Origin of the sequence: Rhodococcus sp. 05-2254-5 (genome assembly GCF_002258575.1) — a bacterium.
GTDB classification, from domain to species: domain Bacteria; phylum Actinomycetota; class Actinomycetes; order Mycobacteriales; family Mycobacteriaceae; genus Rhodococcoides; species Rhodococcoides fascians.
Genome location: NZ_NOZG01000029.1, coordinates 106,681 through 122,420, shown reverse-complemented (window position 1 = coordinate 122,420; position 15,740 = coordinate 106,681). Strand labels below are relative to the sequence as shown.

At 64.4% G+C, this 15,740-nt stretch carries 14 protein-coding genes; all 14 read left to right on the top strand.

The window, feature by feature from the left end; all coding sequences use genetic code 11:
* Nucleotides 1-11 precede the first annotated feature (11 nt).
* The 14 genes from CH278_RS19970 (at nucleotide 12) to fusA (ending at nucleotide 15,710) form a co-directional block, all read left to right on the top strand.
* Nucleotides 12-824: a TIGR03084 family metal-binding protein gene (locus CH278_RS19970; RefSeq protein WP_027498171.1), complete on the top strand. Its 813-nt coding sequence runs from the start codon at nucleotides 12-14 to the stop codon at nucleotides 822-824.
* On the top strand, nucleotides 821-2,515 hold the full coding sequence (locus tag CH278_RS19965) for an acyclic terpene utilization AtuA family protein (protein WP_027498170.1): 1,695 nt from the start codon (nucleotides 821-823) through the stop codon (nucleotides 2,513-2,515). Before CH278_RS19970 ends, CH278_RS19965 begins: the two co-directional genes overlap by 4 nt.
* Nucleotides 2,512-3,660, top strand: a complete 1,149-nt coding sequence (locus tag CH278_RS19960) for an acyl-CoA dehydrogenase family protein (protein ID WP_094622695.1) — start codon at nucleotides 2,512-2,514, stop codon at nucleotides 3,658-3,660. Before CH278_RS19965 ends, CH278_RS19960 begins: the two co-directional genes overlap by 4 nt.
* Entirely contained in the window at nucleotides 3,657-5,255 is a 1,599-nt protein-coding gene (locus CH278_RS19955) for an acyl-CoA carboxylase subunit beta (RefSeq protein ID WP_027498168.1), read from the top strand. The genes CH278_RS19960 and CH278_RS19955 overlap by 4 nt, the downstream gene beginning before the upstream one ends.
* Before the next feature lie 7 nt (nucleotides 5,256-5,262).
* Nucleotides 5,263-7,239, top strand: coding sequence for an acetyl/propionyl/methylcrotonyl-CoA carboxylase subunit alpha (locus CH278_RS19950; RefSeq protein WP_094622694.1), 1,977 nt, complete (start codon nucleotides 5,263-5,265; stop codon nucleotides 7,237-7,239).
* A complete protein-coding gene (locus CH278_RS19945; protein WP_027498166.1) occupies nucleotides 7,236-8,396 on the top strand; it encodes an acyl-CoA dehydrogenase family protein in 1,161 nt (386 codons plus the stop codon). Before CH278_RS19950 ends, CH278_RS19945 begins: the two co-directional genes overlap by 4 nt.
* On the top strand, nucleotides 8,396-9,148 hold the full coding sequence (locus CH278_RS19940) for an enoyl-CoA hydratase family protein (protein WP_027498165.1): 753 nt from the start codon (nucleotides 8,396-8,398) through the stop codon (nucleotides 9,146-9,148). Before CH278_RS19945 ends, CH278_RS19940 begins: the two co-directional genes overlap by 1 nt.
* A gap of 25 nt (nucleotides 9,149-9,173) precedes the next feature.
* Nucleotides 9,174-9,797 (top strand): TetR/AcrR family transcriptional regulator, encoded by a 624-nt coding sequence (locus CH278_RS19935; RefSeq protein WP_032390459.1) that lies wholly within the window; start codon nucleotides 9,174-9,176, stop codon nucleotides 9,795-9,797.
* Nucleotides 9,798-9,843: 46 nt separating this feature from the next.
* Nucleotides 9,844-11,259: a guanine deaminase gene (locus CH278_RS19930; protein ID WP_094622693.1), complete on the top strand. Its 1,416-nt coding sequence runs from the start codon at nucleotides 9,844-9,846 to the stop codon at nucleotides 11,257-11,259.
* Nucleotides 11,260-11,331: 72 nt separating this feature from the next.
* Nucleotides 11,332-11,850 carry a DUF3558 domain-containing protein gene (locus tag CH278_RS19925; RefSeq protein WP_032390555.1) on the top strand — a complete coding sequence of 173 codons (519 nt, stop codon included), beginning with the start codon at nucleotides 11,332-11,334 and terminating at the stop codon, nucleotides 11,848-11,850.
* Nucleotides 11,847-12,389, top strand: coding sequence for a DUF3558 domain-containing protein (locus tag CH278_RS19920; protein WP_032390554.1), 543 nt, complete (start codon nucleotides 11,847-11,849; stop codon nucleotides 12,387-12,389). The genes CH278_RS19925 and CH278_RS19920 overlap by 4 nt, the downstream gene beginning before the upstream one ends.
* Nucleotides 12,390-12,665: 276 nt before the next feature.
* A complete protein-coding gene (gene rpsL / locus CH278_RS19915) occupies nucleotides 12,666-13,040 on the top strand; it encodes a 30S ribosomal protein S12 (RefSeq protein ID WP_027498160.1) in 375 nt (124 codons plus the stop codon).
* 1 nt (nucleotide 13,041) lies between these two features.
* Complete coding sequence (gene rpsG, locus CH278_RS19910) at nucleotides 13,042-13,512, top strand: 30S ribosomal protein S7 (protein ID WP_003941856.1); 471 nt, start codon at nucleotides 13,042-13,044, stop codon at nucleotides 13,510-13,512.
* Between the two features lie 95 nt (nucleotides 13,513-13,607).
* Nucleotides 13,608-15,710: an elongation factor G gene (gene fusA / locus CH278_RS19905; RefSeq protein ID WP_027498159.1), complete on the top strand. Its 2,103-nt coding sequence runs from the start codon at nucleotides 13,608-13,610 to the stop codon at nucleotides 15,708-15,710.
* The last annotated feature ends 30 nt before the right edge of the window (nucleotides 15,711-15,740 follow it).

Below are 15,740 nucleotides of genomic sequence, written 5' to 3'. Positions count from 1 at the left end.
AAGCTGGTCCCATGGCAGACCTCGACTCACTCGTCGGCGATCTCCGTGCCGAGGGTGACGACCTCGACGCGCTGGTGGCCGAGCTGGCACCCGAACGCTGGGCGGCACCTACTCCGGCGGCGGGCTGGACGATCGCACATCAGATTGCGCACCTGTCGTGGACGGATCACGTCGCGGAGCGAACCACTTCCGCAGCGTCCGGTGATGCCGCGGCCGAGGAGGAGTTCGCCCGCACGCTGAAAAAGGCCTGGGAGAACCCCACCGGGTTCGTCGACGACGCCGCCGAGGAGGAAGCGAGCAATCCGGAACTGTTGAGCGCCTGGCGAACCCGCCGCCACGCCATGACGGACGCGCTGAAGCAGGTCCCGTCGGGCGTCAAGATCCAGTGGTTCGGGCCGCCCATGAGTGCCGCGTCCATGGCCACCGCCCGTCTCATGGAGACGTGGGCCCACGGACAGGATGTCGCCGACGCGCTGGGCGTCACCCGCGTGCCGACCGACCGAATCCGCGGAGTCGCACACATCGGCGTCCGGACACGGGATTTCGCCTACGCCGTCAACGAGCAGACTCCGCCGGCGGAACCGTTCGGAATCGAGCTCACCGCACCCTCGGGCGAAGTGTGGACATGGGGCCCCGACGACGCAGAACAGCGTGTCACCGGATCTGCACTCGACTTCTGCCTTCTCGTCACTCAGCGCGCACACCGCGACGATCTGGACGTTCGAGCCGACGGGGCCGATGCCGCGCACTGGCTCACCATCGCCCAAGCCTTCGCAGGCCCTCCCGGACAGGGACGAGACAAGGCAGGACGCGAGAAAGCATGACCGTACGTATAGGCAACTGCTCCGGTTTCTACGGAGATCGACTGTCCGCGATGCGGGAGATGCTCGAAGGAGGAGACCTCGATTACCTCACCGGTGACTACCTCGCCGAGCTGACCATGCTCATCCTCGGACGCGACCGAATGAAGGACGCGACCCGTGGCTACGCCAAAACCTTTCTGCGGCAGGCCGAGGACTGTCTCGGACTGGCACTCGACAAGGGCGTGAAGATCGTCGCCAATGCCGGCGGACTGAATCCGCGTGGACTGGTCGAGGCGTTGGAGAAGCTGGATTCCGGCGCGAAGATCGGCTACGTGGACGGCGACGACCTCCTCGGCAGGGCAGGCGAACTCGGCCTCGGCAGCCCGCTGACGGCAAACGCCTACCTCGGTGCGTGGGGAATCGTGGAATGCCTGAACTCCGGTGCCGACGTCGTCGTGACCGGTCGCGTCACCGACGCCAGTGTCATCGTCGGCCCCGCCGCCGCTCACTTCGGCTGGTCGACAACCGATTACGACGCACTGGCCGGCGCAGTCATCGCGGGCCACGTCATCGAGTGCGGTACTCAAGCAACCGGCGGCAACTACTCGTTCTTCACCGAGATCGCCGACATGTCCCGTCCCGGATTCCCGATCGCCGAGATCGAAGCCGACGGATCCTCCGTCATCACCAAGCACGAGGGCACCGGCGGTGCCGTCAGCGTCGGTACCGTCACCGCGCAACTGCTGTACGAGATCACCGGGGGCCGATACGCGAACCCCGACGTCACCGCGCGCATCGACACGGCGGTCCTGGCGCAGGAGTCCAGCAACCGAGTATCGATCAGCGGGGTCACCGGAGAAGCGCCGCCGCCCACCTACAAGGTCTCGCTCAACGCGCTCGGCGGCTTCCGCAACGAATTCACGATGGTGTTGACCGGCCTGGACATCGAGGCCAAAGCCGAACTGGCGCAACGGCAGTTCGAGTCGTGGTTGCCCGCCCGACCGACCGAGTTGGACTGGACTCTGGTGCGTACCGACAAGCCCGACGCCGAGACCGAGGAAACCGCAAGCGCGTTGCTGCGCTGCGTCGCCCGCGACAGTAACCCCGACGCGGTGGGACGCCAGTTCTCGGCTGTGGCGGTCGAACTCGCACTTGCCAGCTACCCGGGCTTCTCGGTCACCGCACCGCCCGGAAACGGAGCCCCGTACGGGGTGTTCACCGCAGGTTTCGTCGACGCACACGACGTACCGCATACGGCCCACCTGGCCGACGGCACCGAACGCAGCATCGCACCCTCGGCGGAGACGCGAGTCCTGGAATCGCTGGTCGAACCGCAGCTGCCGGCACCGCGAGCCGCCGAGGACACCATCCGACTACCACTGGGCACCATCGCCGCGGCCCGTAGCGGAGACAAAGGTGGGAGCGCCAACGTCGGGGTCTGGGTGCGCACCGATGACGAATTCGCCTGGCTGGTGCACGCATTGACGGTCGAGACCCTGAAGAAGATGTTGCCCGAGGCCGAAAAACTCACTGTCACTCGGCATGTACTTCCCAACCTGCGGGCGGTGAACTTCGTCATCGACGGCATTCTCGGCCAGGGCGTTGCATCGCAGGCCAGATTCGATCCACAGGCCAAGGGGCTCGGTGAATGGCTGCGGTCGCGGCACATCGACATCCCCGAAACACTCGCTTACAAGGGAGCACTCGTATGAGCATCTGGACGACGCCGGAGCGTCAGCAGCTTCGCAAGACCGTTCGCAGTTTCGTGGAGCAGGACATCGCGCCGCACATGAATCGGTGGGAGACCGAGGGCGAGATTCCGCGTGAGCTGCACAAGAAGGCGGCCGCTCTCGGTTTGCTCGGCGCAGGGTTTCCCGAGGACGTCGGCGGCGACGGCGGTGATCTCGCGGACGCGGTGCTGATCTGTGAGGAGATGCACCAGGCCGGCGCGTCGGGCGGACTGTTCGCTTCTCTGTTCACCTGTGGAATTGCGTTGCCGCACTTGGTTGCCGCGAGAGATCCTGAGCAAATCGACAAGTGGGTACGGCCGACGCTGGCGGGGGAGAAGATCGGCTCGCTCGCGATCACCGAGCCGGGTGGCGGCTCCGACGTGGGTCATCTGCGGACCAAGGCGGTCAGAGACGGCGACCATTACGTCGTCAACGGGTCGAAGACCTACATCACCTCGGGGTGCCGTGCGGACTTCGTCGTCACCGCGGTCCGGACGGGAGGCGAGGGTGCAGCCGGAGTGTCGCTCCTCGTCGTCGAAAGGGGCACACCGGGCTTCGAGGTCACCAGCAAGCTGGACAAGATGGGCTGGCGCGCCTCCGATACCGCCGAACTCTCCTTCGTCGACGCACGGGTTCCGGTGGCCAACCTGGTCGGTGCCGAGAACAGTGGCTTCGTCCAGATCGCGCAGGCATTTCCCACCGAGCGTATCGCTCTCGCCGCTCAGGCCTACGCCAGCGCGCAGCGGTGCCTCGATCTGACGCTGCAGTGGGTTCGAGACCGGGAGACCTTCGGAAAGCCGCTCATCGCTCGGCAATCCGTACAGAACACCGTCACCGAGATGGCGCGCAAGATCGACATCGCTCGCGTGTACACCCGCTCCCTCGTCGAGCGGTCCATGCAGGAGGACGGTGACTTCATCGCCGAGGTCTGCTTCGCCAAGAACACCGCCGTCGAGTCCGGGGAGTGGGTGGCCAATCAAGCCGTCCAACTCTTCGGCGGACTCGGGTACATGCGCGAGAGCGAGGTCGAACGGCAATACCGCGACATGCGCATCCTCGGTATCGGCGGCGGAACCACCGAGATTCTCACCGGCCTTGCCGCAAAACGATTGGGGTACCAGGCATGAGCGTGCTGAAGTCCACTCTCGACACCGCATCGGAGCAGTACACCGGTGCCACCGAAGCCATGCACACCAAACTGGCCGAGATCGACGCCGAACACGACAAGGCGTTGCTCGGTGGCGGTCAGAAGTACGTCGATCGACACAAGAAGCGTGGCAAGCTGCTCGCCCGTGAGCGCATCGAATTGTTGATCGACGAGGATTCCGCGTTCCTCGAACTGTGCCCACTTGCGGCGTGGGGCAGCGACTTTCCCGTCGGTGCCAGCACCGTCATGGGTATCGGTGTCGTGTGCGGGGTCGAATGTCTCATCGTGGCCAACGATCCCACGGTCCGCGGCGGGTCCAGCAACCCGTGGACCCTGAAGAAGGGGTTCCGCGGCAACGACATCGCCACCCAGAACCGACTGCCGGTGATCTCTCTCGTCGAGTCGGGCGGTGCCGACCTGCCCACGCAGAAAGAGGTGTTCATCCCCGGTGGGCGCATGTTCCGCGATCTGACGCAGCTCTCGGCGGCCGGTATTCCGACCATCGCCCTGGTGTTCGGCAACTCGACTGCGGGCGGTGCCTACGTTCCCGGCATGTCCGATCACGTCGTCATGATCAAGGAACGATCCAAGGTGTTCCTGGCCGGACCGCCCCTGGTGAAGATGGCCACCGGTGAGGATTCGGACGACGAGTCGCTCGGCGGAGCCGAGATGCACGCTCGAAAGTCGGGTCTCGCAGACTACTTCGCCGTCGACGAGCAGGACGCCATCCGTATCGGACGCAGCATCGTCTCCCGGTTGAACTGGAAGAAGAAGGGGCCCGAGCCACGCACCGAGGTCATCGAGCCACTCGCCGATCCCGAGGATCTGCTCGGCATCGTCCCCACCGATCTGAAGATCCCGTTCGATCCCCGCGAGGTCATCGCCCGCATCGTCGACGGTTCCGACTTCGACGAGTTCAAGCCGATGTACGGCGGCTCGCTCGTCACCGGTTGGGCAGAGTTGCACGGCTACCCGATCGGCATCCTCGCCAACGCACGCGGCGTGCTGTTCAGCGAGGAATCGCAGAAGGCGACGCAGTTCATTCAGCTCGCCAACCGGTCGAACACGCCACTGCTGTTCCTGCACAACACCACCGGCTACATGGTCGGCAAGGAATACGAGGAAGGCGGCATGATCAAGCACGGATCGATGATGATCAACGCCGTCTCCAACTCGAAGGTGCCGCACATCTCGATCCTGCTCGGGGCGTCCTACGGAGCCGGCCATTACGGCATGTGCGGCCGCGCCTTCGATCCTCGCTTCCTCTTCGCCTGGCCGTCCAGCAAATCCGCCGTCATGGGTGGCGCACAGCTGGCCGGCGTCATCTCCATCGTCGGACGCGCCGCCGCAGAAGCTCGCGGTCAAGCGTTCGACGCGGAGGCCGATGCCGGACTGCGCGCGATGATCGAGAATCAGATCGAAGCCGAATCGTTGCCGATGTTCCTGTCCGGACGCCTCTACGACGACGGCGTCATCGATCCCCGTGACACCCGCACGGTAGTGGGAATGTGCCTGTCGGCCATCGCCTCTGCCCCGATCGAAGGCACCGCGAACTTCGGTGTCTTCCGGATGTGATGCCCGCATGCTGAACAAAGTCCTCGTGGCCAATCGCGGCGAAATCGCCCGACGCGTCTTCACCACCTGCCGCGCGGAGGGCATCGATACCGTCGCGGTCTTCTCCGACGCCGACGCGGCATCTCCCCATGTGCGTGAGGCGGACTCCGCTGTGCGTCTGCCTGGGCAGAGCCCGTCCGAGACCTACTTGCGCGGAGAATTGATCATCGCCGCCGCGGTGCAGGCCGGAGCCGACGCGGTCCATCCGGGATACGGATTCCTTTCCGAGAACGCCGAATTCGCCCGGCAAGTTCTCGACGCCGGGTTGACCTGGATCGGACCGCCCGTCAAGGCCATCGAATCGATGGGCTCGAAGGTCGAGTCCAAGAAGATGATGGCCGACGCCGGAGTGCCGGTGTTGACTCGACTCGATCCCGAGTCGGTCACCGAGAACGAGCTACCGGTACTGATCAAGGCCTCCGCGGGCGGCGGCGGTCGGGGGATGCGCATCGTCCGCAGTCTCGATGCACTGCAGTCGGAGCTCGAGGCAGCCGGACGAGAAGCCCTCTCGGCCTTCGGCGATGGAACGGTGTTCATCGAGCGGTACATCGAAACCGGGCGGCACATCGAAGTTCAGGTCATGGCCGATCGATTCGGCACGGTGTGGACGGTGGGCGAGCGTGAATGCTCGATCCAACGCAGGCACCAGAAGGTCGTCGAGGAAGCTCCGTCGCCGCTCGTCGAACGCATCGACGGCATGCGCGAGAAGCTTTTCGAAGCAGCCACACTGGCATCCGAGGCCATCGGCTACGAGGGTGCAGGGACCGTCGAATTCCTCGCCGACGAAAAGGGAAATTTCTTCTTCCTCGAGATGAACACCCGCCTGCAGGTGGAGCATCCGGTCACCGAATGCACGACGGGTCTGGATCTCGTTGCGCTGCAGATCCAGGTTGCGGCGGGGGAGCGGCTACCGGCCGAACAGCCCACGACACGGGGACACTCGATCGAGGTTCGGCTGTACGCCGAGGATCCGGCTCAGGACTGGCAGCCGCAGAGCGGTGCCGTGCACCGATTCGAAATCCCTGGTGCGCAGTTCGAGGTGTCGGACAAAGCTGGATACATCAGAGTCGATTCCGGCGTCGAGACGGGCAGCGTGGTGGGAACGCAGTACGACCCCATGCTCGCCAAGGTGATCTCCTTCGCCCCGACGCGGGACCGAGCGGCGACTCTGTTGGCGAAAGCACTGCAGAACGCCACCATTCACGGCCTGAAGACCAATCGCGATCTGCTGGTCAACATTCTGCGCCATCCGGCGTTCCTGGCGGGCGACACCGATACAGCCTTCTTCGACACGCACGGCCTCGATGTCCTGGCTCAGCCGTTTGCGCAGGGCCGGGCCGAGGAACTGTCGGCGCTCGCGGCTGCCTTGGCCGACGCGGCGAGCAACGTCTCGCGAGCTCGGGTGAACCGGGGTCTACCCGGCGGCTGGCGCAATCTCCGGTCGCAACCGCAGCGCAAGACGTACAACGACATCACCGTCGAATACTCGATCGGACGCAGCGGACTCACCTCCTCGGTGGAGGGTGTCGAACTGGTGGAGCACACACCGACCTCGGTGACGCTCGACGACAACGGTATTCGTCGTATTCTCGCAGTGAGCACCTACGGGTCCGACGTGTTCGTGGATTCTTCCCTGGGCCCCGTTCGATTGGCTCGGGCACCGAGGTTCACCGACCCCACCGACGAGGTGGCGGCCGGATCACTGCTCGCGCCGATGCCGGGCAGCGTCATCAGAATTGCTGCTGCGCAGGGAGATACCGTCACCGCGGGCCAGCCCATTCTGTGGCTGGAGGCGATGAAGATGGAGCACACCGTGACTGCACCCGCCGATGGTGTGCTCACCGAACTGAACGTGCAGCAGGGTCAGCAAGTCGAGGTAGGACAGGTCTTGGCAGTAGTCACCGACACGCCAGTCGTCACCGATAACGGAGTGGAGCAACCATGAGTTTCATCGAAACCGAAGAGCAGAAGGGTCTGCGCAACGCAGTCTCGTCACTGGGCAAGCGCTACAACTACATCGATTACGTGCTGCCCAAGGCGCGTAAAGGTGAGCCACTGACCGAACTGTGGAACGAGGCGGGCAAGCTCGGCTTCCTCGGGGTCAATCTGCCCGAGGAATACGGCGGCGGAGGCGCAGGCATCTACGAACTTGCGCTCGTGCAGGAGGAGTTGGCTGCGCACGGTGCCGGTCTACTGCTCGTCGTCGTCAGTCCGGCCATCTGCGGCACCATCATCGGCAAGTACGGCACGCCGGACCAGAAGCAGGAGTGGCTCACCGCCCTTGCCGACGGTTCCAAGATCATGGTGTTCGGCATCACCGAGCCCGACGCCGGATCCAACTCGCACCAGATCACCACCACGGCGCGTCGCGACGGTGACGAATGGATCTTGAAGGGCAACAAGATCTATATCTCGGGCGTGGATCAGGCCGACGCCGTATTGATCGTTGCCAGAACGGAAGACAGCAAGACCGGCAAGCTCAAGCCTGCCCTGTTCATCGTGCCCACCGACGCTCCGGGACTGCAGAAGACGCAGATGCAGATGGACATCGTCGAGCCCGATCATCAGTTCGTGCTGTTCCTCGACGACGTCCGGTTGCCTGCCGAGGCACTCGTCGGTGAGGCCGACGCTGCCCTGATGCAGTTGTTCGCCGGACTGAACCCCGAGCGCATTCTCGGTGCTGCGATGGCTGTCGGTATGGGTCGATACGCTCTGGACGCGGCGGTCAAATACGCCAACGAGCGGACGGTCTGGAAGACGCCGATCGGCGCTCACCAGGGCTTGGCGCACCCGTTGGCGCAGTGCAAGATCGAGCTGGAGTTGGCGAAATTGATGATGCAGAAGGCCGCGGTGCTCTACGACTCCGGCGACGATTTCGGTGCCGCCGAGGCCGCGAACATGGCGAAATACGCTGCTGCCGAGGCCAGTATCAAGGCACTCGATCAGGCGATCCAAACCCACGGTGGTGCCGGGTTGAGCAGTGAATACGGATTGGCTGCGATGCTCGGAGCCGCCCGTATCGCCCGCGTTGCTCCGGTGAGCCGGGAGATGATCCTGAACTTCGTGAGCCAGCACTCGCTCGGCCTGCCGAGAAGCTACTGATGGCCGTTCTCGTCGAGTCGGGCAAGGACACAGCGTATTTGACGTTGGATTCGCCGCAGAACCGAAACGCGCTGTCGTCGGTGTTGGTCGAGGAGCTGACAGCGGGCCTCATCGCTGCGGCGCACGACGACGACATCAGAACGATCGTGCTCGGTCACACCGGTACGACGTTCTGCGCCGGTGCAGATCTCCGGGAAGCCGGGGCGTCGCCGGAGCTCCGGACTCGGCAGATGCTGGATCTGATGCGGCTGATCATCGACACCCCGAAACCCGTCGTCGTACAGATCGATGGTCATGTGCGGGCAGGCGGGATGGGGCTCGTGGCGGCGTGCGACGTCGCCATTGCCGGACCGGAAAGCTCGTTCGCGCTGACCGAGGTTCGCCTCGGACTGGCGGCGTCGGTCATCTCCGTCGCCGTGCTGCCGCGATTGACCTCCCGGGCGGCGAGTCGATACTTCCTCACCGGGGAAACATTCGACGGTGCCACGGCCCAGGAGATCGGTCTGGTCACCGTGGCCGACGCCGTTCCCGCGGCCGCGGTGGCCGACTACATGATCATGTTCAGGAAGTGCTCGCCGCAGGGCTTGGCCGAGTCCAAACAGCTCACCACCGCCGCGATCCGACGCGAGATCGACGAGCGCGGAACGGCCGTCGCCGAGCAATCGGCCAGGTTGTTTGCATCGGAGGAAGCCCGAGAGGGGATGATGTCCTTTCTGGAGAAGAGGCCGCCGTCCTGGGCTGCCGAAAAGTAGGTCGAGAAGGAGCAGGGAGATGGTGATGGCGCGCGAACCCAAGCAGGATCGCAGCAGGGTGACGCGTCAGCGACTGCTCGAGGCGACGATCGACTCGCTCGCCGAGCAGGGCTGGAGCGCAACGACGGTCGGGGTCGTCGCCGAGCGCGCCGGCGTCTCTCGCGGTGCCACCCAACACCATTTCCCGACGCGTGAGGACCTCATCACCGGGGCACTCGAGTACATGTTCGACACTCGGATGGACCATGCTCGCCGCGAGGCACAGGAGATTCCGCCCGGACCCGGCCGAACGAAACTGGTGGTGGAGAGGCTCGTCGAGTACTACACGGGTCCGATGTTCAAAGCGGCGCTGCAGGTCTGGACGGCGGCGTCGGCCGATCCGGAACTGCGTGATCGGATCGTCCCACTCGAAGAGCGATTCGGTCGTCGAGCACACACGATGGCCGTCGAGAACCTCGGAGTCGACGACAACGATCCCGTCACCCACCGTCTGGTCCAGGCGACGCTCGACCTGGCGCGTGGGCTCGGTCTCGCGGACGTCCTGACCGACGACGCGCGTCGCCGCGTCGAAATCGTGCGAGCCTGGGCCGATGTGCTCGACGCCTCGCTGAACGCACGACTGTCCGCCGCAGGAGCGGTAGCGCACTAGACGCGCACGATCTGCAGTTCCGATCCACCTGTGCTTGAGTCTGCTCGTGACTTCCGATTCCGCACGCGTCCACCGTGGCCACATCTTTCACATCGCGGGCTCGCCCACAGTGCAGGACGCCGCCGCGTCGTTGGTCTCGATTCCCGACGGTGCCCTCGTGGTCTCAGGCGAGGGCAGGATCGAGTTCTGCGGCGAGTTCGATTCTCTGCCAACGCACTACGCCCATTCGGATGTGTCGGATCACCGGCCCGGCTTTCTGCTGCCGGGATTCGTCGACACGCACATTCATTTCCCACAGACCTACGCCGGTGACTCCTACGGCGGCGGGCAATTGCTCGAATGGCTGAACACGTGCATCTTTCCGTCCGAAGCACGATTCGCCGATCCGGAATTCGCGGCGGCGGCCGCGCGCGACTTCTGCGCAGCACGCATTCGCGCCGGGACGACGCAGGCCATGGTGTTCGGGTCGGCCTTCCCCCATGCCCAGGACGCATTGTTCTCGGAGACCTCGAGACGTGGATTACGCATCGTCAGTGGTCGCGGGATCCAGACCACCGGCCCCGCGTCGGCGCACGCACTGATCACCGGCGAGGACGAGGCCATCAGGCTGGTGTCGGAAGAAATCGAGAAATGGCACGCCGCCGACACCGGCGACGTCGACACCGCCATGCTGCACGTCGCCGTCGTGCCGCGGTTCTCGCTGTCGGTGACCACGGACACGCTGAGGAACCTCGGCGAGCTCTACGACTCGGTGCGGGCACGTGGCGTCTACTTCCACACACACCTCAACGAGAACAACCGACCGGGCACGGGCGAGATCGACGCCACCAAGGGTGCGTACCAGGTCGAGAGTTACCTGGACACCTACGACGGCAAGTTCCTGCCGGGCTCGCAAGTAGGTGGCAAGAGCCTGCTGGGTCGACGGTCGATTCTGGCGCACGCGGTGCACTGCGACGACGCGGAACTGACGAGGTTGGCAGAGACGGGTACGTCCATCGCGCACTGCCCCACCTCGCAGCAGTTCCTGGGCTCGGGCACGATGCCGTGGAAGAGAACCGTCGCCGCCGGGGTCACCATCGCCATCGGGTCCGATTTCGGCGGCGGTGACGAGTGGCTACTACCGCAGGTACTCGCCGACGCGTTCAAGGTGCACATCTCCGAACCGGGGGACGCGGGCCTGTCGTTGCATCCGGCCGAACTGTTGTTCACCGGAACGCTCGCCGGGGCGCGTGCTCTCGACATGGAGGAGCGCATCGGCAACTTCGACGTGGGGAAAGAGGCGGACTTCGTCGTCGTCGATCCCGACGCGTGGCCGCAGCTGGCCGCGGCCGTCGACCACGGCGTGCGCGCCGAGGACCCCGAGCTGGCCCGCGACCAGACCCTGTTCGCCCTGCTGATGGCCATGCGAGAGCCGGCCATCGTGGGTGTGTACGTCCAAGGACGCGCTGTGCACGGCACATGACCGCTGCCCTGTTCGGTTGGTAGGTTCGGTGCGACGCGAACTGCAGCATCGGACCAGCACGCGAAGGACGGCATGAAGCGAGTGACACTGGTGATCACCGCGGTCGCCGCGCTGATCGCAGGTTGCGGTGGCTCGGATACCGACGCCGCCGATACCGCGCCCGAGCCGTCGACGAGCAAGGCCGCGTACGAGCCCGGTCCGTTCTTCGGTGAATGCGGATCGATCACCGACGCCGAGGTGCAGTCGGCATTCGGAGCCGGCCCGTTCTCCCAGATCACCCGCAACTCCGTCGGCTGTCAGTGGGAAACCGTGGCCATCAGCGGACCGAGTGTCAGCTTCTCCTGGTACCGCGGCAGTCCGATCGGCCGCGAACGCGCCGGTTCCGAACTGATCGGCCGTCCGGCCAAGGACATCGCCATCGACGGCAACCCCGGATTCGAAGCCGAACAGGGCCCGTTGTGCGAGATCGGTGTGCAATTCGGAGACGACTTCTTCCATTGGTCGGTCACCTATTCCGAACAGATCCCGGCGCGCCCGCCGTGCGACGTCGGGAACGAACTGGCGAAGCTGACCGTGGAGCGTAAGCAATGAGATCTCGAGCAAGTACTTCGAGACGGGTTTTCGCCGCCGCAGCGACCCTGCTGCTCGCGGCCGGTTGCTCTCAGTCGGTCGAGGGCACGCCGCGGCCGGCGAGCTTCGCCGGATCGGGCAACCAAGAATTCACCAAGTTGTTGACCGAGTGCGATGCCGTCTCCGACGACCAGATCGCAGAGGCCGCCGGAGCCGACGACATCGCTCGCGGCTTCTTCGGAGCGATCTGCCGATGGGATCTCATCGGTTCCGCGGGCATCGTGAAGGTGACGTTCAACTGGTTCGAGTCCGGCACCCTGGCCGCCGAGCGGGCAGCCGACGAGAAGATGGCGTACACCGTCAGCGACACAACAGTGCAGGGCCGCAAGGCAATACAGGCTCAACGCCCGAACGACCCGGACTCGTGCGGAGTGTCGGCCGGAGCGGACCAGGCGGGCATCTTCGGGTGGTGGGTGCAGTACCGTCCGGGCGTCGCACACCCCGATCCCTGCCAGGCGGCAGCGAAGCTGGCAGACCTCACACTCAACCTGAGCAGATAGGTTGCGTATCAGAGCGAAGGGTGTTTTGACCCGAGGCCGCGCCGCCGGGTATCGTTATGGGTCGTGTCCGGCCTGGCCGGACCGTTTGTGTGCCTATGCGAGGTACAGCCGTGCGCACGTTCGTCTCGAGAGCGCGCAACCGGCTGGACGTGTGGGGGTATGCGACACACCCGACCGCGGGGTGCAAGAGACCCGCGGAGACGTCATGGGTGAGGAGCAGTGTTCTCTTGCTCCAACTGCTAGATCCCTGTTTATCGACACGAAGAAAGCCGGTTTATGCCAACGATCAACCAGCTGGTCCGTAAGGGTCGCACCGACAAGGTCGCGAAACTGAAGACCGCTGCCCTCAAGGGCAGTCCCCAGCGCCGTGGTGTGTGCACTCGCGTGTACACCACCACCCCCAAGAAGCCGAACTCCGCTCTCCGTAAGGTCGCGCGTGTTCGCCTGACCACCTCGGTAGAGGTCACCGCATACATCCCCGGTGAGGGCCACAACCTGCAGGAGCACTCGATGGTGCTCGTTCGCGGCGGTCGTGTGAAGGACCTCCCGGGTGTGCGTTACAAGATCATCCGCGGCTCGCTCGACACCCAGGGTGTCAAGAACCGCAAGCAGGCTCGCAGCCGCTACGGAGCCAAGAAGGAGAAGAGCTGATATGCCACGCAAGGGCCCAGCACCCAAGCGGCCGCTGATCAACGACCCGGTCTACGGATCGCCGTTGGTCACGCAGCTCGTCAACAAGATCCTTCTCGACGGCAAGAAGTCGACCGCAGAGCGCATCGTCTACCAGGCGCTCGAGCAGGCTCGCGAGAAGACCGGCACCGACCCCGTCGTCACGCTCAAGCGTGCACTCGACAACGTCAAGCCGGCCCTCGAGGTTCGCAGCCGACGCGTCGGCGGTGCCACCTACCAGGTGCCCGTCGAGGTTCGTCCCGGCCGCTCCACCACGCTGGCACTGCGCTGGCTGGTCACGTTCTCGCGCGCTCGTCGTGAGAAGACCATGGTCGAGCGTCTGGCGAACGAGTTGCTCGACGCCAGCAACGGCCTCGGTGCCGCTGTGAAGCGCCGCGAAGACACTCACAAGATGGCCGAAGCCAACAAGGCGTTCGCCCACTACCGCTGGTGATCTCTTCGCTCGGGCGGTATTCGGAACTTTCCGATGCCGCCGGAGCGTTGATCAGCTCAGGCAATACCTCTTCCAACACCAAGGCGGGTTAACTCGTGGCACAGGACGTGCTGACCGACCTCAACAAGGTCCGCAACATCGGCATCATGGCCCACATCGATGCCGGCAAGACCACCACTACCGAACGCATCCTCTTCTACACCGGTATCTCCTACAAGATCGGTGAAGTTCACGATGGCGCAGCCACCATGGACTGGATGGAGCAGGAGCAGGAGCGTGGCATCACGATCACCTCTGCTGCCACGACGTGCTTCTGGAACGACAACCAGATCAACATCATCGACACGCCCGGTCACGTCGACTTCACCGTCGAGGTGGAGCGCTCGCTCCGCGTCCTCGACGGCGCTGTCGCAGTGTTCGACGGCAAAGAAGGTGTCGAGCCGCAGTCCGAGCAGGTGTGGCGTCAGGCCGACAAGTACGACGTGCCGCGTATCTGCTTCGTCAACAAGATGGACAAGCTCGGCGCGGACTTCTACTACACCGTGCAGACCATCATCGATCGTCTCGGTGCCAAGCCGCTGGTCATCCAGCTGCCCATCGGTGCAGAGAACGAGTTCGAGGGCGTCATCGACCTCGTGCAGATGAAGGCTCTCGTGTGGAGTGGCGAGACCAAGCTCGGTGAGAAGTACGAGATCCAGGAGATCCCGGAAAACCTCAAGGAGCGCGCAGACGAGTACCGCACGCAGCTGCTCGAGACCGTGGCCGAGTCCGACGAAGCGCTTCTGGAGAAGCACTTCGGCGGCGAAGAGCTCACGATCGACGAGATCAAGGGCGCCATCCGCAAGATGACGGTCAACAGCGAGCTGTACCCGATCCTGTGTGGATCCGCGTTCAAGAACAAGGGCGTTCAGCCCATGCTCGACGCGGTCATCGACTACCTCCCGTCTCCCCTCGACGTTGCCGAGACCATCGGACACGCCGTCGGCGACGAGGAGAAGGAGATCACTCGCAAGCCGTCCGCAGACGAGCCGTTCGCGGCTCTCGCGTTCAAGATCGCGACGCACCCCTTCTTCGGCAAGCTGACCTACGTCCGGGTGTACTCGGGCAAGGTCGACTCCGGCGCTCAGGTCATCAACTCGACCAAGGGCAAGAAGGAGCGTCTGGGCAAGCTGTTCCAGATGCACTCCAACAAGGAGAACGCGATCGCGACCGCGTCTGCCGGTCACATCTACGCCGTCATCGGCCTCAAGGACACCACGACGGGTGACACGCTCTGCGATCCGCAGAACCAGATCATCCTCGAGTCCATGAGCTTCCCGGACCCGGTCATCCAGGTCTCGATCGAGCCCAAGACCAAGTCCGACCAGGAGAAGCTGGGAACAGCGATCCAGAAGCTCGCCGAAGAGGACCCCACGTTCTCGGTGAAGCTGGACGAGGACACCGGCCAGACCGTCATCGGCGGCATGGGCGAGCTCCACCTCGACATCCTCGTCGACCGTATGCGTCGCGAGTTCAAGGTCGAGGCCAACGTCGGCAAGCCGCAGGTTGCGTACCGCGAGACCATCCGCAAGACGGTCGAGAAGCACGACTACACGCACAAGAAGCAGACCGGTGGCTCCGGCCAGTTCGCGAAGGTCATCATCAAGCTCGAGCCTTTCGAGGGCGAAGACGGCGCGACGTACGAGTTCGAGAACAAGGTCAGCGGTGGTCGTGTGCCCAGGGAGTACATCCCCTCGGTCGACGCCGGTGCACAGGACGCCATGCAGTACGGTGTTCTCGCCGGATACCCCCTGGTCAACGTCAAGGTCACACTGCTCGACGGTGCGTACCACGACGTCGACTCGTCGGAAATGGCCTTCAAGGTCGCCGGCTCACAAGCGTTCAAGGAAGCCGCCCGCAAGGCCAGCCCCGTCATCCTCGAACCTGTCATGGCCGTCGAGGTCATCACGCCCGAGGATTACATGGGTGAGGTCATCGGCGACCTGAACTCCCGCCGTGGTCAGATCCAGGCCATGGAGGAACGCAGCGGTGCCCGTATCGTCAAGGCACTGGTTCCGCTGTCGGAGATGTTCGGCTACATCGGAGACCTTCGGTCGAAGACGCAGGGCCGCGCTAACTACTCCATGGTCTTCGATTCGTACGCAGAAGTTCCCGCGAACGTAGCGAAGGAAATCATCGCGAAGGTCAACGGAGAGTAATTCTCTTCGTTTGCTGGACCACGCTCGACC

Excerpts from the sequence above, each read along its gene's own strand:
- CH278_RS19970 (WP_027498171.1), top strand. The coding sequence starts at position 12 with ATGGCAGACCTCGACTCACTCGTCGGCGATCTCCGTGCCGAGGGTGAC.
- CH278_RS19965 (WP_027498170.1), top strand. The coding sequence starts at position 821 with ATGACCGTACGTATAGGCAACTGCTCCGGTTTCTACGGAGATCGACTG.
- CH278_RS19960 (WP_094622695.1), top strand. The coding sequence starts at position 2,512 with ATGAGCATCTGGACGACGCCGGAGCGTCAGCAGCTTCGCAAGACCGTT.
- CH278_RS19955 (WP_027498168.1), top strand. The coding sequence starts at position 3,657 with ATGAGCGTGCTGAAGTCCACTCTCGACACCGCATCGGAGCAGTACACC.
- CH278_RS19950 (WP_094622694.1), top strand. The coding sequence starts at position 5,263 with ATGCTGAACAAAGTCCTCGTGGCCAATCGCGGCGAAATCGCCCGACGC.
- CH278_RS19945 (WP_027498166.1), top strand. The coding sequence starts at position 7,236 with ATGAGTTTCATCGAAACCGAAGAGCAGAAGGGTCTGCGCAACGCAGTC.
- CH278_RS19940 (WP_027498165.1), top strand. The coding sequence starts at position 8,396 with ATGGCCGTTCTCGTCGAGTCGGGCAAGGACACAGCGTATTTGACGTTG.
- CH278_RS19935 (WP_032390459.1), top strand. The coding sequence starts at position 9,174 with ATGGCGCGCGAACCCAAGCAGGATCGCAGCAGGGTGACGCGTCAGCGA.
- CH278_RS19925 (WP_032390555.1), top strand. The coding sequence starts at position 11,332 with ATGAAGCGAGTGACACTGGTGATCACCGCGGTCGCCGCGCTGATCGCA.
- CH278_RS19920 (WP_032390554.1), top strand. The coding sequence starts at position 11,847 with ATGAGATCTCGAGCAAGTACTTCGAGACGGGTTTTCGCCGCCGCAGCG.
- rpsL (WP_027498160.1), top strand. The coding sequence starts at position 12,666 with ATGCCAACGATCAACCAGCTGGTCCGTAAGGGTCGCACCGACAAGGTC.
- rpsG (WP_003941856.1), top strand. The coding sequence starts at position 13,042 with ATGCCACGCAAGGGCCCAGCACCCAAGCGGCCGCTGATCAACGACCCG.